Raw genomic sequence first — 20916 nt, forward strand, 5'->3', positions numbered from 1 at the left:
GAACCATTGATGATGGGGACGTAATCTCACTCATCCGTAAATTCTTGGTGAGTGGCGTACAAATTGATGAAGAATATAAGGAAACAGTGATAGGCACTCCGCAAGGAGGAAACTTATCTCCCTTACTTAGTAATATTATGCTGAACGAATTGGATAGGGAATTAGAAAATCGAGGATTACAGTTCGTTCGCTACGCTGATGACTGTATTATTATGGTGAAAAGTGAGATGTCAGCTAAACGAGTCATGAGGTCTGTATCGAGATTTATCGAAGAAAAACTAGGATTAATTGTAAATGTGGAAAAATCAAGAGTAACGAAGCCTAGTGACCCCGATATGAAGTTCCTAGGGTTCGGGTTCTTTAAAGACTATCGAGCTGATTTGTATAAAGCAAGACCACATCAAAAATCCCTAGAAAGTTTTAAGTTCAAACTTAAATTGCGAATGTGTATCTGGAAGAAATGGAAAACAGCGAAAAATCGCAAGAAAAACCTTATTAAATTAGGTATGGATAAATATAATGCCTATAAAAACAGCCACACAAGTAAAGGTGCGGCTCGAATCGCTAACTCATGGGTACTCAGCACCACTATAACAAATAAGAGATTAGCCCAATTCGGACTACTCTCTAGTCGACAACATTACATGAAAGTGCATGTTTAGTATAGAATTGAACCGCCGTATACGGATCCGTACGTACGGTGGTGTGAGAGGTCGGATAATCAATTAATGATTATCCTCCTACTCGATAATTGTTCTTAGCAATGAGAATGGGCACTTATTCCTCAGCCCAGAAAAACTGATATATTTGCAAAATTTCCCAAACTTGAAGAGATGTAAGGCCGTCTAACCGCAAAAGGTCATCCGCGTAGCTGTTTTAGTGAACCCATTTTTCCTCACCATTTTTGTTGTGAAAACATTTTGCAACATTTATGTAACTTTATCAATGATATTGAAGTCAAAAAAGTGAAGACAATTTTTAACATATTTATATTTACGAATTTTTTCGTTCAAAGGAGGATGAATAGTTGATGAAAAGGAGAGCGTTTTTTATCACTGCTGCTACGATTTTACTTTGTTCTGTTGCGCTCTATGTTCTTAATAAGGATGATAGCGCTAACCGTCAAGCAAAAGCTCTACCGTTTGCAACCGATAACAGTACAGGTCCTGTTATTTCGTCAAAAGAAAAGCTTAATCAATACTTTAAAAGGGTAATGAAGGAGGAACGAAGCAATTTCAGCTTATATAAGATGGAAGAATCGACTACAGTAGCAGAAGATAGTAGTGGATCTTCTGAGAATAGTGCACAAGCATTTGATGCTTCAGAAACGAATAATCAAGTACAAGGGGTGGATGAAGCGGATCTTGTCAAAACGAATGGAAGTCATATTTTTCAAGTTGTCGACGGAAAAGTGCATATTATCGAGACAAATGATGGCGATGATATGAAATTACTTCATTCATTTTCCTTTCCAGATCACTTTTCTCCGTCAGAACTGTTTCTCCATGGTGATAAGCTGTTAATTGTTGGACATAGCTATGAGGAAATGGAAGCTTCTAAGAAGGTAGACGATTCAAATAAGATGATGATTGCTCCTATCAATGAGATGACTAAGGCAATCGTCTTTAATATAAAAGACCCGAGCAACCCAAAGGAAGAAAGAACGATATCCCTTGAAGGCCATATTGTGTCGATGCGCAAAATAGACGGAAAAGTGTATGTTGTGACAAATCAATTTCCCCAATATTGGCTGTTGAGGGAAAATGAAGATGTGGATTTAAGACCTCGTTATACAGATAGTACTGTAAGTGGAGAAAATCTCTCTATCGGTTATGATCAAATTCACATTTTTCCTCAATCTAAAGAAGGAAATTATACCATTATTGCTGCATTTGATTTAGAAAACCCAGAAAAAGAGGCCAAGATCACTACGTATTTAGGCGGGGGAAATCAACTTTATATGTCTAAGGAAAATTTATATATTGCCCTGCAAAATTGGGAGATCAGACCGTTAAGTGATCGACCAGATGCTACAGTGAACACAACCATTTATAAATATGCAATCGACAATTTAAATGTAGACTTTGTTCATTCTACCGAGATCGAAGGGACAATTTTAAATCAATTCTCAATGGATGAGCATAACGGTTATTTTCGAGTGGTTACGACTGAAGGAAGTACATGGAATGAAGGTAATCCGTCTGCCAATCATTTATTTATTTTTGATGAGCGTTTAGAAAAGGTAAGCTCTATTGAAGATTTAGCAAGAGGAGAAAGAATATATTCAGCACGTTTTATGGGAGAAAAAATTTATATGGTTACTTTTAAAGAAACAGACCCTCTATTTGTCATTGATGCATCTAAACCTGAAAAACCAGAAGTTTTGGGAGAATTGAAAATTCCTGGATTCAGCAACTATCTTCATCCCTTTGATGAAAATCATTTAATCGGTTTTGGTCACGATACAAAAGTTGTACCGGCAAAAGACTCAAGTGAACCTTTAATTTTCACGGAAGGTGTTAAGCTCTCCTTATTTGATGTATCAGATATGAAAAATCCGCAAGAAAAGTTCACGAAAGTGATTGGAGGGAGGGGCACATATTCACCGTTAAATCATGATCATAAAGCACTATTATTCGATAAGGAGAAAAATATTTTCGCATTCCCAATCAATATTTATGAAGAGATTGAGGGAGAGAATTTTGAAGAAGGTTTTAAGTTTCAGGGAGCACACGTATACAATATTGATCTAAATCAAGGCTTCCAATTAAGATCTGAGATCAGCCATATGAAAGGAAAGCAAATATATGAAGAATGGCATAATGAAATTAGGCGACTCCTCTATATAGATGACACCCTGTATGTCCTTTCAAATGCAAAAATTACATCACATTCACTCGCCGACTATAAGTTAAAAGATGAATTAATAATGAATTAGTTATGATTAAGAAAAAACTCAAATCTATCGTTTGAGTTTTTTCTTATTTTTGAAACTTTTTCCTTCTGCCTTTGTCTAAAAACATGAGCTCAGAAAGCATGTTAAAAGGGGTTTAGTAATGGAGTTAATTAGCAGATTTGTTTTATACATTGATAATGCTTTTTATTTGAGTCATTTTAGCAAAGGGATCATTATTTGGTCACTGACTGCTCTTTCAATCTATGGAATCTTTACTTTTTTTTATAAGGCTTGGGATGAAACAAGAATGGCAACTTATGTTGGTTTTATGGTGAGACTCGTCTTATTAATTGGGTTATCTATTGAAATGTTGCATCAAGTAAATATAACCGAAATATCCGCTTTGTATTATGAGCGTCAGCCATCCTTACGTCAGTTTTTGCACTTTCTCTTTTTTGGCTACATCATTGTTGTTGGCTTTTATTATATCGTCACACTTAAACAAAACAAGACAGAAGGGCTGTTTTTTACCTTTGATATAGCCGTTTTAACACTCCCGTCGTTTCAGTTAATCACCAGTCTTGTTATGTATTTACTAAATGGGGAACTTAGCCAATCCGAAATGCTCGGTTTACTAATTATTCTTATCATTATAATAGCAAGTCTTTACTTGTTTTTTTCAAACTATTGGGAAGTACGTATGCGCACGCTCATTCCCTTTTATTTCATTGTTATAAGTGTTAGTTTACTTGCATTTTTAGTAGGTTTTAGAATTATGGAGTTATCCAATTTATTTGTCTTTTTGACATTATTAATGACGTATCATCTTATTAAAAATAGCAAGTGCAGTTGGCTAGAAAAGGTGAAACGTCCGTTTTCGTTTACCGTTGCTATCCTCTTTCTTATCTTGTGCAATCCACTCTATAATGTTGCTGACTTTGCCCTTGCTTCAACAAATGCCGAGGTGAGGTTACGTTATTTCGATTCGACTAAATTGATCCAGTTAAAGGAAGCAAAGGAGATAGCGCAGAATATTACTGGAGATGAGCATTTTTTGTTTCAGCAGCCAGAAACGGAAGATTTTCATAATCGTTATTGGTTCAGGTCGAAAAATTATTCTGTGGAAATTGATGGAATTTCAGGAGCAGTGTTTAGTCTTCAACGTCAAACAGAATCGGTCGGTAAGAAGTTGTCACCTGAAGAATATGTGAATAAGTCCAAGCAATTGTTGGGAAAATTAGGAAGAACCTTGCTTAGTGATGAACAAATTTTAACTTCAATATCCGAGGAAAATGGATTTGTTCATATTGAAATGGCTCCGAAATTAACAAGTGGAGCGCAAATGCCTGGCGTTTTAATGACAACTTTTACATGGGAAAAGGAATCACTTGTTGCATTCTACGAACGATTTAATCTTTATCCTGTTGAAAATTTGAAGGGCATTGAAATAAATACTAAAGAGATAAACTCGATCTTGAAAGAATGGTATACAATGCTTGAACAAGAGATGCCCGATTATGTAATTGAGGATGTTCAATACGGTTACAGTAATCGGACAATTGAAATTTATTTGCTAACAGCAAAAGGACATAGCATTCACTTAGACGGTCATACGGGTGAAGTATTATATTTTGCTGGAAATCTAGAAAATGATGAGGAAGTAGATTTCGAGGAAATGGAAACAAAAATATTAGCAAGTAAAAACATCCATTTTAAAAATTGGAAAAGAGAGCGTGTCTCGATTTTTTGGGAGTGGCGCGAAAACGATCCAGATGATATGAAGCTTTCCTACGTACACCAATTTGCTCATACAATAGGAGACCCCCTATTCATATATGATAAGGGGATCGACTATTACCATAAGGTAGAGCGCCATGTGAAAATTGATTCTAGCAAAGAAGCTTACGCGATCATCGCAAAGGAAATAGATTATACTCCTTATGCTTCAAGAGCAAAGCTGACTGAAGTTATAGATGAAAATGATCAAATTCGATTAGCATGGCTAATTGTGATTCAACCATATAAACAATCAGAACATCGCCTTTACTTAGTAGATATAGAAACGAAAGAGTGGGTTTCTCTTTATGAATAAAAAAGATGAGTGTGCATTATTTCAAGATTTGTATGAATTGTATGTGGATGATGAAGTAGAGGAAGAAACTAAAAAGTGGATGAGTGAGCATGAGAAAAACTGCACTCATTGTCATAATGGGGAGAACGCTAGGAATGTTATACGAGTCGATGTTGAAGAAAATGGAAAAATATGGGGAATCCGAATATTGATGATGCTTATTTATAGCCTGTTTATTTTTCTTTCAATTTGGATGTCCATTTGGTACTGGTGGTAAATGAGCGGCTGGAAGACGTTAGAGGAGCTTTATGCCCTATATTATGATGAGATCTTTCGATATTTACTTCAACGTACGAGGAAAAGAGAACTTGCTCAAGATCTAACTCAAGACACATTTTTGAAGGCATTTAATGGATTAACCTCATTTAAAGGAAAATCGAGTATTAAAACATGGCTTTACACAATTGCCCATAATACTTTTATTAATTGGTATCGACGTGAAACAAAATATAGTAACTATTCCCTTGAAGAAACCTACTCTCTGGAACAAAAAATATATGAAAATCCAGAACATGTGATTGAAAAAAAAGCAGAACAGGCTGAAATGATGAAAGCGATCCAGTTTTTAAAAGAGGATTTTCAGGCTGTTTTAATATTGCGCCAATATCAGGAACTAACATATGAGGAAATAGCTGAAGTTCTTGGCTGGAAGCTTTCAAAAGTGAAAACCAATCTCCATCGAGCCAAGCTTGAACTGCGAAAGCAGCTACTTAAACAAGAGGGTGATCGAAATGAAATGTAACTTAGTGAGAGATTTGTTGCCACTCTATATAGAAGGGGATTGCTCTAGTAGAACGAATCGAATGGTTAAAGAGCATCTCCTAAATTGTTCAAAATGCCGAGAATTATATGAAATAATGGAGCCACCGATTGATCTAAAGTTTGTATTACCTCAAGAGAGTATGAAGGATTTGGAAATACGGCAAAAAAAACTTTGGAGAAAATATTATGGCCGCCTTATTTTGAAGGGGAGCTTGCTTTTTATTGTCGTTTATTCGGCTGTGCTCTCGTTTATAGAGCTAATTAAATAACGGAATCCTTTATGAGAAATGCTTGGACTATACAAAATAAGTTCTAGCATTTTCATTTGAAATGGATTTTTCTGAAAAAAGAGAATGTGGGTCAATTTTTAATCAAGAATGATTTACATTTTCATTTGTCATGGTTATGATATATTTTAGTAGTTTACTAACATGGTGAAATGGAATAAAAATATGTCAGTTAGAGAGGATTTACATTCATGATTCGTCGCTTTATTTCTTATTATAAACCTCATAAGAAATTATTTACGCTTGATTTTACAAGTGCTATTATAGTAGCTTTATTGGAGTTGGCGTTTCCCCTTGCTGTTCAGTGGTTTATCGATGATCTTTTGCCTGATGAAAATTGGTCAATGATTGTCTCAGTGAGTGCAGGGTTGCTTGCTCTATATTTAATGAGTATGTTCCTACAATATATCGTCAATTATTGGGGGCATAAGCTGGGAATTAATATTGAAACGGATATGCGACAGGAGTTGTTCCAGCATGTGCAAAAGCAATCGTTCCGCTTTTTTGACAATACAAAAACGGGGCATGTGATGAGTCGGGTCACGAATGATTTATTTGACATTGGAGAATTAGCCCATCATGGACCAGAGGATGCTTTCATCGCTGTGATGACTTTTGTCGGTGCATTTTGGATTATGCTGACGATCAATGTCCAGCTCGCTCTTGTAACCTTTTTAGTTGTACCTTTTCTTATATGGTTAATTACGTACTGTAATATTCATATGAATAAGGCTTGGAAAAGAATGTACGGAGAGATTGCTGATATCAATGCCCGTGTTGAAGATGCTGTATCTGGTGTCCGCGTCGTGCAATCATTCACGAACGAAAAATTCGAAATTTCGAGATTTACAACCAATAATCAGAGATTTCGTACGGCAAAATTAGCAGCTTATAAGGTCATGTCCTATACTTCTGCTGGAATGTATATGATGACGCGTTTATTTGTGTTAATCGTGTTAGTTTATGGTGCTTGGTTAAGCTTTAAAGGAGATCTCTCATATGGAGAACTCGTCGGCTTTGTTCTTTATGTAAATGTACTTTTTAAACCAATCGATAAAATCAGTGCATTGATGGAGCTATATCCTAAGGGAATGGCAGGATTCAAGCGATTCACTGAGTTGATTGATACGATCCCTGAAGTACAGGACAAAAAAGATGCCATTGAAGTACGGAATTTACAAGGCGATATTACCTTAAATAACGTAAGCTTTGCATATGATAAAAGTAAGCAAGTGCTTGATAATATAAACTTGCAGATTCGTTCTGGTGATACGGTTGCTTTTGTGGGCCCATCTGGTGCTGGAAAAACAACGATCTGTTCTTTAATCCCTCGTTTTTATGATGTGGATGGAGGAAGCATTACGATAGACGGAATGGATATTCGCGACATGACGAAAAAATCTCTCCGTTCCAATATTGGCATCGTGCAACAGGATGTATTTCTATTTACTGGTACGTTAAAAGAAAATATTGCTTATGGCAAGCTTGATGCAACAGATGAAGAAATTAAAGCAGCGGCTCGACGTGCTCATCTTGAGGATTTTATTTATTCCCTTCCAGATGGCTACGAAACGCAAATTGGTGAACGTGGACTTAAGCTTTCTGGTGGACAAAAACAACGCATTGCCATTGCTCGCATGTTTTTAAAGAATCCACCGATACTAATTTTGGATGAAGCAACATCTGCATTGGATACAGAAACAGAATTAATTATTCAGAAGGCGTTAAATGATCTTGCCCAAAATAGGACGACATTAATAATTGCCCACAGACTGGCAACGATTCGCAACGCGGACCGTATTGTCGTCGTGACGGAGGATGGCATTGCAGAAGAAGGAAGCCACGATGAATTGATCAAACGTGGTGGAATTTTTGCAAATCTGCACAACGTACAATATCAACAGAGCTAAACGTTCTTTTATAACACCTGATTCGGGATTTTAGATGTAGAACTTACACCATTGGAACGGCGAAACCGTGATCTAAAAATAAACTTACGAGTCAAAGAGAAGGTGTAAATGTCAGCTAACGTATATTTAGAAAAAAAGCAATATCTTTTGTGGAAATGAAGAATAAGGGGGAATTAATGGTGAAGCTTCGTGTTTCAGCAGTACAATATCAATTGCAAACAGTTAGCTCTTTCGAGGAGTTTGCTAATCAATGTGTTCATTATGTAAAAACGGCGCAAGAGTTCGGAGCGGAAATTGTTCTTTTTCCAGAATTTTTTACAACACAGCTACTATCAATTGGAGATGATGAAGGTGCTCCGCTTACAATAAATGATTTACCGCGATTTACAGAGCTATATGTAAAGTTGTTTTCGGAATTGGCAAAAACAACAAATATGCACATCATTGGCGGCACTCATGTAATTGAAAGGGGCGGTAAATTATATAACGTAGCCCATCTATTCTATCCAGATGGAAGGATAGGAGAACAAGCGAAGCTTCACATTACACCAACAGAAGTGGACGAATGGAATATGTCGGCAGGCGATGATTTCAAAATTTTCGATACTGATAAAGGCAAGATTGCCATTTTAACTTGCTATGACATTGAGTTTCCTGAGATTGTTCGGATGGCAAAGGCGAAAGGGGCGGACGTTATTTTTTGTCCGTCATGTACAGATGATCGCCACGGTTTTCATCGGGTTCGTTATACGAGTCATGCGAGAGCGATTGAGAATCAAGTCTATGTGGTCGTAACAGGTACAGTCGGTTCGTTGCCAACAGTTGATTTTATGAGAGCAAATTTTGGTCAGGCAGCAGTCATTACTCCGAATGATATCCCATTTCCGCCAAAAGGAATTATGGTTGAAGGAGAATTAAATAATGATATGGTTGTTACAGCAGATTTGGATTTATCTCTCCTTTATGAAGTAAGAGAAAGAGGAGCTGTAACGACATGGAGAGATCGCCGAACCGATCTTTATGTTGATTGGGAAAAATCGAGCAAGGGTGAAATGAATGAGCTATAGGAGTGATTTCTATGTCTTTGATAATGGCAAAACTTTGCCTGCAGTGATTCGAAATTACGATATGAACGATTTTGATCAATTAATCAAAATTCAATCGGAATGTTTTCCCCCGCCGTTTCCATCCGAGCTTTGGTGGAATAAGGAGCAATTAAAAAACCATACGGCATTGTTTCCGGAAGGGGCGATTTGTATGGAAATTGATGGGGAGCTTGCCGGTTCATTAACAGGTCTGTTAGTTAATTTTGACCCAAGTACTCCTACCCATACATGGGAGGAAATTACCGACAACGGATATATTAGAACGCACTTGCCAACGGGAAACACTTTATATATTGTTGACATTAGCGTTCGGCCAAAGTTCAGAAAGCTAGGTTTAGGTAAAATGATGATGCAAGCCATGTATCATCTTGTTATTCAAAAAGGTCTCGATCGTCTACTTGGTGGCGGAAGAATGCCAGGCTACCATCATTTTGCAGAACGATTAAGCCCTGAGCAGTATGTGGATGAAGTCGTATCAGGAAAAATAAAAGATCCGGTCATATCATTTTTATTAAAATGTGGCAGAACCCCAATCGGGTTAGTGGAAAATTATTTAGAAGATGAAGAATCACATCATTACGGGGTATTAATGGAATGGAAGAACCCCTTTCAAAAAGGGTAATTGAAAAAGCTTTGTCAAAGGGGTTGATAAAGGTGGTGACCCCACAAAGTTAGAGTTTTTATTAAGCAGCTGATTGGCTGGTTTGAGTTCGGTATTGTATTGGACTTAAACCAGCTAATTTTACTTTTATACGCTTATTATTGTAATAATCTATGTACTCAACAATTTGTTTTTTTAGCTCTTCATAAGAAACTAATTCTTCTCCATAATACATCTCTTGCTTGAGGACCCCAAAGAAATTTTCCATTGCCGCATTATCCGCACATGTTGCTTTTCGAGACATGCTTTGAAAAATATTATTTTTCTTTAATGTTTTTACCCAAGTCTTATGTTGATAATGCCAACCTTGATCCGAATGAATGGTGGTGCGATATTCTGCTTCATTTGTAATGGTTCCTAATGCTTCAATTTAAGAAGCTGAGATGGGTGAAAAGAGTTGATTCATCGTTTCTACTGTTCATGATGAATTCGGCAATAGTTGTGTTGTGGATGAGGGTTCTCTCGACACACGATACTTTCAAAGCAAAATTCTCTTGACAACTAATCGCTTACTGGGCATAATATATAAAAATATTGAACGTTTATGAGGGACTAGTACGCATCGTGTGGAAGTGTCAGAGATTGGGGTTTATGAGCTGAGAGATCCCATCACGAAAGCCTTGTGGAACCTACCCTCAGAGTCCTATGCAAACATAGGCGTTTTCTCAGCGTTATTGGGGTAAAGTGGAATGTTGTTTAAAAAGCATTCAACCAAGGTGGTACCACGGAAAGCTAAACCCTTTTCGTCCTTATTTTTATAGGACGGAAAGGGTTTTTTGACTTTTAGTTAAAGGAGAAGCAACAGCATATGGATAAAAAACGAATTGTCGTTAAAATTGGTAGTAGTTCGTTAACGAATGCAAACGGGGAGATCGCGGAAGGAAAGCTTAAAGACCATGTAAAGGCAATTGTTTCGGCTAGGCGGGCAGGACATGAGATTATTCTCGTATCTTCTGGTGCAGTTGCAGCTGGCTTCAAGAAGCTTGGCTATCCTGTAAGACCGGTTAAGTTAAAAGGGAAACAAGCAGCTGCAGCCGTGGGACAAAGTTTATTAATACAAACTTATGCAAAAGAGCTTGCTCCTTTTGGAATTACTCCAGCACAGATTTTGTTAACGAGAAACGATTTTTCCAAAAAGGATCGTTATCGCAATGCTTATTCAACTATCTCTGAGCTGTTGGCACGCGGGGTTCTTCCAATTATTAATGAAAATGATACCGTCTCGGTTGAAGAATTAACTTTTGGAGATAATGATATGCTTTCTGCACTTGTAAGTGGAATGCTTCATGCTGACCAGCTGATCATTTTGACTGATATTAATGGGTTATATGATCGTGATCCACGTGATGATTATAATGCAAAACGTTTTGATTTTTTAGAGGATGTATCGGAAGAAATGATGGAGGCAGCAAAGGGGACGGGCTCAAATGTTGGAACAGGGGGCATGAAATCGAAGCTATTGGCTGCAAAAACAGCCATTTCTTTAGGGGTGAAGGTATTCATTGGTTTAGGGAATGGTGAAGACAAATTATTGCGAATTCTTACTGGATTTGGAGATGGAACTTATATCGGAACCGAAATGCTCTCCTCCGTCAAGAATAATAAGCAATGGATTTCCCTACATTCACCGATAGCTGGGAAGTTATTTATTGATCAAGGTGCTGAAAAAGCTTTGTTGTCACAAGGGAGTAGCTTACTGCCAGCAGGAATTTATGGGGTTGATGGAGTATTTGATAAAGGAAATGTTGTTGAGGTCTACGGAAGAAGCGGTTTATTAGGAAAAGGAGAGGTTTTATACTCATCCGATGAAATCCGGAAGCTAATGGGGAAAGGGCGAGAAGAACTCAAATTTGAAAAAGTTTACATCACTAATGAGGTTATCCATCGGGATCAATGGGTGCAAATATATGAAGGGAGAGATGAACATGAGTGAGGTCATTTTTAAAGGTGAGAAGGCTAAAGTAGCAAGTCATCAGCTAGTAGGGGTCACAACGGAGGAAAAAAATAAAGCTTTGCAGAAAATTGCTAATAAATTAAGATCGGAAACAGACCATCTCCTTGCAGAAAATGATAAAGATTTACAAGCTGGAAAAATGAAAGGACTGTCAGATAATATTCTAGATCGGATCATGCTGAATGCTAAGCGAATTGACGATATGGCAAATGCGATTGAACTGTTGGTCAAGCTAACGGATCCAATTGGAGAAAATTTAGAAACAATCAACAAAGAAAATGGTTTATTGATTAAGAAAAAGCGCGTCCCAATTGGAGTGATTGGCATGATTTATGAGGCACGTCCTAATGTGACGGTTGATGCTGCGACCTTGTCGATAAAAACAGGAAATGCAGTTGTTTTAAGAGGTAGCTCTTCAGCTTATTATTCAAATAAAGCACTTGTGCAGGTGATTCATCAAGCCCTCGAAGAAACTGCGATTCCACTTGATGCTGTACAGCTTATTGAGGATACAAGTCGTGAGACAGCGAAACAATTATTTACTTTAAATGAGTACTTGGATGTCCTTATTCCCCGAGGCGGAAAAAACTTAATCGAAACGGTAGTCCGTGAATCTACTGTGCCTGTTTTAGAAACGGGTGCAGGAAATTGTCATGTCTATATTGATGAGTCGGGGATTTATGAAATGGCTGAAAGCATTGTTATTAATGCAAAAACACAGCGCCCTTCTGTGTGCAATGCGATTGAGACGGTGCTGATTCATGAAAAATGGTTTCAACAATACGGCTTGAAGCTACTTGCCACGTTAACAAACCATGAAGTGGAGATTTATGGCGATCAAAAAGTCGTTCAGTCTTATAGGAGAGCTAAACGAGCAACAGAGGAAGATTGGGGGACGGAGTTTTTAGCTCTTAAGCTTAGCGTGAAAGTTGTGGAAAATGTTCATGAAGCAATTGAACATATTAACCGATATGGGACAAAACATTCGGAGACAATTGTAACAGAAACAAATGAAAATGCTGAGGCCTTTCTAATGCAGGTTGATGCAGCAGCAGTTTATCATAATGCTTCAACTAGATTCACTGATGGTTTTGAGTTTGGCTATGGTGCAGAAATTGGAATCAGTACGCAAAAATTGCACGCCCGAGGCCCGATGGGACTCGAAGCGTTAACATCAAGCAAGTATTTTATTTATGGAAGTGGACAAATTAGGGAATGAGCTTATTCCCTTTCCCATGAAGCACTTTGTTTATTAGTGTGAACGATTGAATGAACTCCTTCAAAAGTATACCTGCCTGTTTAAAATCATATCTTTACCTTGAGAGGAAAACCGTCCCGGTATACTCATGAAGAAGGGGTTCATTTTTTGCTATTTTCATTTTTGTAAAAAGTTACTTATCGTAATTCCGTTTTCTACTAAACTAACGGAAATTTCCCTTGCTATTGCTAAGGCGTTTTCTCCATCTCCGTGAAGGCAAATGGTATCTGCTTTTATATCGATATCAAGACCTTCGTTAGATTTTATTTTTCCTTCCTTTACGATACGGATCGCTTGTTTTGCTACTGCTTCTTTGTCACTTAGGACACTATTTACTACGTATCGTGAAGCTAATGAGCCGTCGCACATATATGTGCGATCAGAAAAAGCTTCTGCAGCTGTTTGCAAACCAAATTTTTTCCCTGCCTCAATGAGGGCGCTGCCCGCAAGTCCGAAAAGAATTAGTTCGTCATTGACTTTATAAATTGCTTTTGCAATGGCTTCAGCTAATGGTTTATTTTTTGCAGCCATATTATAAAGTGCACCGTGCGGCTTGACATGCTGCATTACTCCTCCCTCTGCGGTAACAAAGGCTTGTAAGGCGCCAATTTGATAGACTACTAAATCATATGCTTCTTCGGGGTTGATATTGATTTCTCTGCGACCAAACCCATTAAGATCGGGAAGACCAGGGTGGGCACCGATGGCTATATTTTTATCAATGGCTAGGAGTACGGTTTCTCGCATAATTCTAGGGTCACCCCCATGAAAACCGCAAGCGATATTTACGCTCGTCACATAGTTCATGATTTCTGCATCGTTTCCAAACTTATAATGACCATAACCTTCTCCAATATCACAGTTCAGATCAATGGTATACATGGCTATTTTCCTCCTTAGCTGTATTTGAGGCAAATTCCTGTTTTCATTAGTTGTAAATATCGTTCTCTTTGTCTCAAAAGTTGTTGCGCTTTTTCAATTGTTATGAATTCAAAATCAATACGATCGCCTGGTTTCATTTGTGCAAGAGAAGGGAAATCGACAGACGCAACCTGTGCGATCTTTGGATAACCTCCTGTCGTTTGCCGGTCAGCAAGAAGAATAATCGGCTGCCCATCTGTTGTAATTTGAATCGTTCCAAATGTGACGGCTTCTGACAACATTTCTTCATCTCTTTGCAATGCTAGTGGTATTCCTTTTAGGCGATAGCCCATTCGATCTGATTCTGTTGTTATCGTGTATGGGGATTTAAAAAAATTCGTTCTACTTATATCCGTGAATTTCTCATATTGTCGTCCTTTCATGACACGGATTAGTTTATTGGAGTAAATACATTGATAGGGGACTGACCAGTTTGCAACCGTGCTTTCAGTCAACTTTTCAAAAATTCGTTTATTTAGTTTCCTAATAGGACCAAAGGTAAGCTTGTCATTCAACTGTAATGTTCTTCCGTCTACACCGCCAAATTTTCCACGAACATATGTGGAGGCACTTTTCATCACTTTGGGCACGTGGAAGCCGCCGCTAACTGCAAGATAGCTTCGAGCACCAGCAAGACATTTGCCAAACGAAATGACGGTATCTTTTTTTATGAGAATACTTTTCCACATCGGTAGAGGTCTTCCATTGATAGATGGTGAAAGATTGCCTCCACAAATCGCTATGATCGCGTCTATATGAAATTGAAGCTGCGGCCCGTTTAATGTTATTTCCAAAGTGGGACTGTTCTCGCAGTTTCCTACTAAATAATTAGCGATGCGGTGGGCATAATCGTCCAATACTCCACTTACTACAACACCATCTTTTTGATATCCATATCTCCCTTGGTCTTGAACAGTAGTAAAGAATCCGCGTTTAAGTACTGTCAACATTGTCCATTCACCCATTCATGATATTCATCTCGCGAAATAGGAATAAATTTAATTTTGTCACCTGCTTTTAAAAAAGCTGGTTTTTGTTTGTCAATTTGAAATAAACGTAGTGGAGTGCGACCGATGATTTGCCAACCTCCTGGTGAATCGATTGAATAAATTCCTGTTTGTTTACCAGCAATGCCAACTGAGCCGGCTGCAATATTTAACCGAGGCGATTTCTTTCTAGGCGCTGCTATTCTTTCTGACATTCCTCCAATATAGGGAAATCCAGGAGAAAAACCAATCATATAAACTAAATAGTTACCATTTGCGTGGATGTTCATCACTTCTTCTTTAGTCAAATTATTAACGTCGGCAACAAACTCTAGATCTGGACCAAATTCGTCTCCATAACAGACAGGAATAGGGACGATGTGCTGATTGATTTCGTTGTGCTCTTCAATATTTAAGACGATCTTGTTAAGTTCTAGACAGGCATCCTTATATAGGATTTCTGTTGGTTTATAAATGATTGTGACCGTCGTAAAAGCTGGAATATATTCAATCATCCACGAAGGCGGTGAATGATCGAGAACATTGGTTACTTTTTGAATTTGCTGATGGATTTCTGAGTCAATAACTTTTCCAAATTCCAGCAAGAGCGCATGGTCTCCCATTGGATAGAGCTGAAAGTTCATTAAAATCTCACCATTCTTTTATAAATTTTTAAAACTATTATAGTACGAAAGAAAGAATTTTCATATTTTTGAAGAAATGGTTTATTTGGTTCAATTGGTCTGAAACGAAGGTTTCAAAGGAATTGAGCCAAAATCAGTACTGACATTTAACAAATGCTAATACGTTAATGTTATCACAACTATACATGAATGATGAACATCGGCTGAATAAAGTCCGACAAACTAAAAAAATGCTCGAAAACAAGAAACTTTTTCCATAATTTAAGAGTCTAATATAGAGAATAATTATGAGAGAGGAGGGTAAATATGTATCCAGAGAAAAAGAAGAAAAAGTCCAATATCCCTTTTCGGGTCAATATTTTATTTTTTGCTGTTTTTGCTATGTTTTCCCTTTTGGTACTCCGATTAGGCGTCGTGCAAATTGTACATGGAGAGGACTATAAAAGAAAGGTCGAGAGTACTGAGGATGTGATCGTTAGCCAACCTGTTCCCCGTGGCAGAATGTTTGATCGAAATGGCGAAATTATTGTTGATAATACACCAAAGAACGCTATTACATATACGAATTATGGTGTAAGTTCTAAAGAGATGCTCGAGGTTGCAGAAAGGCTCGCTTTGTTGATTGATTTTGAGCCCAAAAAAGTGCAAGAGCGTGACAAAAAGGATTATTGGTTGATGAAAAACCCTGAGCGTGGTGATGAAAAAGTTCCTGAGAAAGAACGAAAGAAGTTAAAAGATGAGTTAGAGCAGAAAGAATATGATAAAAAAATATATGACTTAAAGCTCGAACGAATTACTGAAGAAGATTTGGCTGAGCTCACTGAACAGGATCTTGAAATAATAGGAATTTATGTAATTTTTAGTAGTGGGTATGCTTTAACTCCACAAATTGTTAAAAATGAAGGAGTAACGGATGAGGAATTTGCGATTGTGAGTGAAAATCTTCAATATTTACCTGGGGTCGATACGACGACAGATTGGGAAAGAACTTATACATTTGATAAAACATTGCGCACCATTCTTGGTGGTGTTACAACTACAAATGAAGGAATTCCGAAAGAACAATTGGAATATTTTTTAGCAAGAGATTACAGTCGTAATGATCGCGTAGGCAAAAGTTATTTAGAGTTACAGTACGAAGATGTTTTGCATGGACAAAAATCAAAGGTGAAAAACATTACCGACAAAGCGGGAAACACGTTGAGGAAAGAAGTGATCTCAGAAGGGCAAAGAGGGAAGGATCTCGTTTTAGCACTAGATATGGATTTGCAGCTAGAAACGGAGAAAATTATAGAGAAGCATCTTAAAAGTGCGAAACAACTAGGGAATACTGGTTTTCTTGATCGGGCTTTTGTTGTGATGATGGATCCTAATACTGGAGAAGTGTTAACAATGGCGGGCAAACAGCTTGTCAAAAATGAAGAAACAGGAAAAATGGAAATGCAGGATTTTGCTGCCGGTACGATTACGACATCCTACAATGTCGGCTCGACCGTTAAAGGTGCGACGATCATAACCGGACTTCAAACGGGTGCGATTAATACAAATACGTACATCCATGATACACCAGTAAAAATTAAAGGTACGCAGCCAAAAGGTTCGTATAGTAATAATTTAGGAACGCTCGATCCAGTTGGTGCGTTACGAGTCTCTTCTAACGTTTATATGTTCCACACTGCCATTCGGATGGCGGGAGCAACGTACCGATACGACCAGCCGTTAAATATCAATCCAACAGCATTTGATACAATGAGGCATTCTTTTAGCCAGTTCGGCTTGGGTACAAGAACAGGGATTGATCTTCCTAACGAACAAATTGGCTTTAAAGGAGAAGGCACCATACCGGGTCTCCTGTTAGATCTATCGATTGGACAGTATGACACGTATACACCGATGCAATTGGCCCAATATGTGTCAACAATTGCCAATGGCGGAAATCGTGTTCAGGCCCATGTAGTGAAAGAAATTCGTGAACCTGTAATGGATGGGGATAATAAGCTCGGTCCACTATTTGAAGAAATTCAGCCCCAGATTTTAAACCGATTAGATTTACAATCAGGGTGGATGGAAACCGTGCAAAAAGGGTTTCGTCAAGTCGTAACATCTGGTACTGCGAGTAGTTATTTTGCAGACGCTGAATATTTGCCAGCTGGTAAAACTGGTACTGCGCAAGCTTTTTACGATGGACCTCAGCGAAAAAACTATAAAGAGCCACCTGCTGTTATTAATTTAAGCTTCGTTGGCTACGCGCCTTATAATAACCCTGAGGTGGCGATTGCGGTCATCGTTCCTTGGGCCTACACAGGCAAAAATGGTCATCAAGCGAATCTCAAAATTGGAAGAGATGCTCTAGATGCCTATTTTAAGCTAAAAAAAGAACGTGAAGAAAAGAAGAGCCAAACAGTTGACTCGAATTAAACACATTAGTCGGAGGCATAGTCATGCCTCCGACTTTGTTGTTAGTGATTTTGGTTGTTTTGTTGCAATTGCTGTTGCCCGAGTTGGACGAGTCGTTTTGTCATCTCGCCCCCAACTGAGCCGTTTGCACGCGCGGTCGTATCTGCACCTAGCTGTACCCCAAACTCATTGGCAATTTCCTCTTTCATTTGATTAAGAACATTCTCAGATCCAGGAACCAAAAGTTTGTTTCTTGCCATGATACATCACTCCCTTGCACGTATTGAGCAATCTTTGCATTGCTCATTTTTAATGTAACCGCGTTGTCTTTACAATATGCATTGCTGAAATATAGATGTCATTTTCAAAAAAATCTTTAGGCTCAGTCTTGCTTTTCTTCAACCTCTTCAAAAAAGGGTTTATTGACATAATAATACATATAGCCCATCAGAACACTGCCTCCTATTAAATTTCCGAGCGTAACAGGTACTAGATTATGAATAACCCCAGCAAAAGAAATGGTGCCTGGATGATTGAGAACAAGGGCAATCGCAAAAGTACACATATTGGCTATACTGTGCTCATAACCGGAAATAAAAAAGCAAAAAACAAATAGAATCATGACGAAGAGTTTGGCTCCATCCTGTTTTAATGTCATTGGAATAAAAAAAGCAAGGCATACGAGCCAATTACAAAGGATGCCACGAAAAAATAATTCAGTTGTAGGAATATGCATTTTTTTCTCAACAACATCAAGTAAAAAGGCATTTACTGACGTTTCTGCATAAAGCTGCGTTGTTAGAATCAACAAGGCGAATATCATTGCACCGATAATATTGCCAATATAGCTTAGAGTAAGTAAAGTTCCTACATCTATCCATTTCATCTTTTTTCGCAACGCCGCAAATGTAAAATAAAAGGTATTTCCAGTAAATAAATCCCCTCCGCCATAAGCAATTAAAATAATCGCTGCCCCAAAAGTAAAAGCAGCGATTGGATAGGCAATCGGGGAATGTTCATGATAAAAGTATCCGCCTGTCTTAAATGCAACAATAACACCAAAACCAATAAACATACTAGCTAATGCTGCCCTTAAAATGTAATGAAGGGGATTGATTTGATAATATTTCTGTTTTTTTAGCGCTAATTTTTCCACTTCCAATAACGGCCTAACTTCCATTTGATCATCCAATCCAGAAAAATTGTTTATTCTATTTTTTGCTTGCTATAAGGAAATATGTATGCATCCACCTTTTGATGTGTTTTTATTATGACTTTTAGCTCATGACCACCTTTCTTTTCTAATATGAGGCATTACAAAAACTGAGCCGATAGATATTTTATTCAACAATATTTTTTTACAGGGCTTAATAAAAATAAACACACTTCATATAAAAGGTGGATTTGGGGATAGTAAGAAAAAATGGAATAGTCATTTAAAAGGGAGATGGGAAGCTCTTGCGTCGTCGGTTAATCAAACCAAAAAAGTTAAAGGAAAGTATCGAGATTCATCATCAAACAGATGAACCCATTTATGCAGATGTTGAAGAGAATATTGTCATGCTCAAGTCCCTGTTTGAAAGCTGTGCTGACGTTAAATTTCGCTCTTTCAAAGTTCAGGAGTATAGCGCTTATCTTATTTATATAGATGGCTTGATTGACAATATGAGCATTCAGTTTAGTGCGTTACACGAGCTATTATCTGAAACAAGGAAAGAAGATCTGAATGCGGATTTCATCCAAGAAAAAATTGTTTCCATTAGCGATGTTGTCGAAGTTGACAAGCTTGATGAAATCGTTAAGCAAGTATTGGATGGGAATACGGTATTGATGGTCGATGGGATTGATAAAGCGCTTGTTCTAAATGCAAAAGGAGGAGAGCGCCGTTCAGTTTCAGAGCCGGAAACGGAGACAGCTGTCCGTGGTCCAAGAGAGGGATTTACAGAAAATATTGCTGTTAATATTGCTTTAATTAGGCAGAAAATAAGGTCGAGTCATCTAAAATTAATTACGAAAGAAATCGGAACAGAGACTCGGACTATCATCGGTATGATGTTTATTGATCATCTTGCTTCACCCGATTTAGTAGAAGAGGTTGAAAAACGTCTTGAGCGCATTGAAATTGATGGCATCCTTGAAAGTGGTTATATCGAGGAGTTGATCGAGGATGAACCGCGAAGCCTTTTTCCACAAATTCAAAACACAGAGTGGCCAGATACGGTTGTTGGGAATCTTTTAGAAGGAAGAGTTGCGCTGTTTGTCAACGGAAGTCCTTTTACGTTAATACTACCTGCTACTTTTTGGCAATTTTTACAGGCGAATGAGGATTATTATCATCGTTATCATATTTCACTTTTTATTAGACTATTAAGGATACTAATGATTTTTTTAGCATTAATGCTCCCGGCAATTTATATTGCCGTTACGACGTATCATCAAGAAATGATTCCAACAAATTTACTGTACAGTATCGCTGCCAGCAGGGAATCAATCCCTTTTCCAGCTTTTGTTGAAGCGATGATTATGGAGATTGCATTTGAATCATTGCGTGAAGCAGGGCTTCGTTTACCTAAAGTAATAGGACAAGCCGTAAGTATTCTTGGTGCCCTTGTAATTGGACAGGGGGCAGTAGAAGCTGGGATTGTCTCGGCACCGATGGTGATAATTGTGAGTTTAACAGGAATTGCCTCTTTTACGATACCAAAGTTTAACTTAGCGATCACCATTCGTATTCTGCGTTTTCCATTGATGCTCCTAGCTGGACTTTTTGGTTTGTTTGGAATAACACTCGGTTCTATCTTAATCGTGACTCATGTATGCAAATTACGCTCATTTGGAGTCCCATATTTTGCCCCAATAGGACCGTTTAAGTGGAAAGAGCTAAAAGATGTTTTTATACGGGCTCCTTGGTGGGCAATGGATAAACGGCCAACGCAAACAATAAGCGAAAATGTGCAAAGGCAGACAGAACATACGAGACCGTCGCCATTGAATAATAAGTAA

General features: G+C 37.9%; 18 protein-coding genes and 1 pseudogene. 13 read left to right on the forward strand and 6 right to left on the reverse strand.

All coding sequences use genetic code 11. The annotated features are described in order from the left end of the window. From PZE06_RS13090 to PZE06_RS13130, 9 genes are all read left to right on the forward strand, one after another. Window positions 1-662: reverse transcriptase domain-containing protein (locus PZE06_RS13090; protein WP_275791696.1), on the forward strand; the 662-nt coding region annotated here is incomplete at its 5' end. Between the two features lie 368 nt (window positions 663-1030). Next, window positions 1031-2938, forward strand: coding sequence for a beta-propeller domain-containing protein (locus PZE06_RS13095; protein ID WP_150917536.1), 1908 nt, complete (start codon window positions 1031-1033; stop codon window positions 2936-2938). 118 nt (window positions 2939-3056) lie between these two features. Beyond that, entirely contained in the window at window positions 3057-4988 is a 1932-nt protein-coding gene (locus tag PZE06_RS13100) for a hypothetical protein (RefSeq protein ID WP_150917530.1), read from the forward strand. Further along, window positions 4981-5244, forward strand: coding sequence for a zf-HC2 domain-containing protein (locus PZE06_RS13105; protein ID WP_150917527.1), 264 nt, complete (start codon window positions 4981-4983; stop codon window positions 5242-5244). Before PZE06_RS13100 ends, PZE06_RS13105 begins: the two co-directional genes overlap by 8 nt. Continuing rightward, window positions 5245-5769: an RNA polymerase sigma factor gene (locus PZE06_RS13110; protein WP_150917524.1), complete on the forward strand. Its 525-nt coding sequence runs from the start codon at window positions 5245-5247 to the stop codon at window positions 5767-5769. Then, window positions 5759-6058, forward strand: a complete 300-nt coding sequence (locus PZE06_RS13115) for a zf-HC2 domain-containing protein (protein ID WP_150917521.1) — start codon at window positions 5759-5761, stop codon at window positions 6056-6058. The genes PZE06_RS13110 and PZE06_RS13115 overlap by 11 nt, the downstream gene beginning before the upstream one ends. Before the next feature lie 209 nt (window positions 6059-6267). Then, window positions 6268-7986, forward strand: coding sequence for an ABC transporter ATP-binding protein (locus PZE06_RS13120; protein WP_150917518.1), 1719 nt, complete (start codon window positions 6268-6270; stop codon window positions 7984-7986). 179 nt (window positions 7987-8165) lie between these two features. Then, window positions 8166-9053 (forward strand): carbon-nitrogen hydrolase family protein, encoded by an 888-nt coding sequence (locus tag PZE06_RS13125; protein WP_150917533.1) that lies wholly within the window; start codon window positions 8166-8168, stop codon window positions 9051-9053. Next, window positions 9043-9714: a GNAT family N-acetyltransferase gene (locus PZE06_RS13130; RefSeq protein WP_150917515.1), complete on the forward strand. Its 672-nt coding sequence runs from the start codon at window positions 9043-9045 to the stop codon at window positions 9712-9714. The genes PZE06_RS13125 and PZE06_RS13130 overlap by 11 nt, the downstream gene beginning before the upstream one ends. A gap of 61 nt (window positions 9715-9775) precedes the next feature. Here the strand turns inward: PZE06_RS13130 and PZE06_RS13135 are convergent. Next, window positions 9776-10075 (reverse strand): annotated as a pseudogene (locus tag PZE06_RS13135) (transposase); the annotation flags it as partial. Between the two features lie 486 nt (window positions 10076-10561). Between PZE06_RS13135 and proB the strand changes: the two are divergent. Beyond that, window positions 10562-11686, forward strand: a complete 1125-nt coding sequence (gene proB / locus PZE06_RS13140; RefSeq protein WP_150916283.1) for a glutamate 5-kinase — start codon at window positions 10562-10564, stop codon at window positions 11684-11686. Beyond that, window positions 11679-12926, forward strand: coding sequence for a glutamate-5-semialdehyde dehydrogenase (locus PZE06_RS13145; RefSeq protein ID WP_150916285.1), 1248 nt, complete (start codon window positions 11679-11681; stop codon window positions 12924-12926). The genes proB and PZE06_RS13145 overlap by 8 nt, the downstream gene beginning before the upstream one ends. 156 nt (window positions 12927-13082) lie before the next feature. Here PZE06_RS13145 and PZE06_RS13150 read toward each other — a convergent pair whose 3' ends face one another. The 3 genes from PZE06_RS13150 to pxpB are packed head-to-tail and all read right to left on the reverse strand — an operon-like array spanning window position 13083 to window position 15516. After that, window positions 13083-13847: a LamB/YcsF family protein gene (locus PZE06_RS13150; RefSeq protein ID WP_150916288.1), complete on the reverse strand. Its 765-nt coding sequence runs from the start codon at window positions 13845-13847 to the stop codon at window positions 13083-13085. Window positions 13848-13861: 14 nt separating this feature from the next. Beyond that, window positions 13862-14836, reverse strand: coding sequence for a 5-oxoprolinase subunit C family protein (locus PZE06_RS13155; RefSeq protein ID WP_150916290.1), 975 nt, complete (start codon window positions 14834-14836; stop codon window positions 13862-13864). Beyond that, window positions 14830-15516 (reverse strand): 5-oxoprolinase subunit PxpB, encoded by a 687-nt coding sequence (pxpB, locus tag PZE06_RS13160; RefSeq protein ID WP_150916292.1) that lies wholly within the window; start codon window positions 15514-15516, stop codon window positions 14830-14832. The genes PZE06_RS13155 and pxpB overlap by 7 nt, the downstream gene beginning before the upstream one ends. A gap of 306 nt (window positions 15517-15822) precedes the next feature. Here pxpB and PZE06_RS13165 point away from each other — a divergent pair, with 306 nt between their 5' ends. After that, a complete protein-coding gene (locus PZE06_RS13165) occupies window positions 15823-17934 on the forward strand; it encodes a peptidoglycan D,D-transpeptidase FtsI family protein (RefSeq protein ID WP_150916294.1) in 2112 nt (703 codons plus the stop codon). A 41-nt stretch (window positions 17935-17975) separates the two neighbouring features. Here PZE06_RS13165 and PZE06_RS13170 read toward each other — a convergent pair whose 3' ends face one another. Together PZE06_RS13170 and PZE06_RS13175 are read right to left on the reverse strand one after the other, a co-directional pair. Further along, window positions 17976-18173, reverse strand: a complete 198-nt coding sequence (locus tag PZE06_RS13170) for an alpha/beta-type small acid-soluble spore protein (RefSeq protein ID WP_150916296.1) — start codon at window positions 18171-18173, stop codon at window positions 17976-17978. Between the two features lie 122 nt (window positions 18174-18295). After that, the gene (locus PZE06_RS13175) at window positions 18296-19093 is read right to left on the reverse strand and encodes a formate/nitrite transporter family protein (RefSeq protein ID WP_150916298.1); all 798 of its coding nucleotides are present in this window, start codon (window positions 19091-19093) and stop codon (window positions 18296-18298) included. A gap of 278 nt (window positions 19094-19371) precedes the next feature. On the opposite strand from PZE06_RS13175, the gene PZE06_RS13180 reads away from it, so the two are divergent. Further along, window positions 19372-20916 (forward strand): spore germination protein, encoded by a 1545-nt coding sequence (locus PZE06_RS13180; RefSeq protein ID WP_225310687.1) that lies wholly within the window; start codon window positions 19372-19374, stop codon window positions 20914-20916.

Origin of the sequence: Robertmurraya sp. DFI.2.37 (assembly GCF_029211245.1) — a bacterium.
In the GTDB taxonomy this organism is placed as follows: domain Bacteria; phylum Bacillota; class Bacilli; order Bacillales; family Cytobacillaceae; genus Robertmurraya; species Robertmurraya methanolica_A.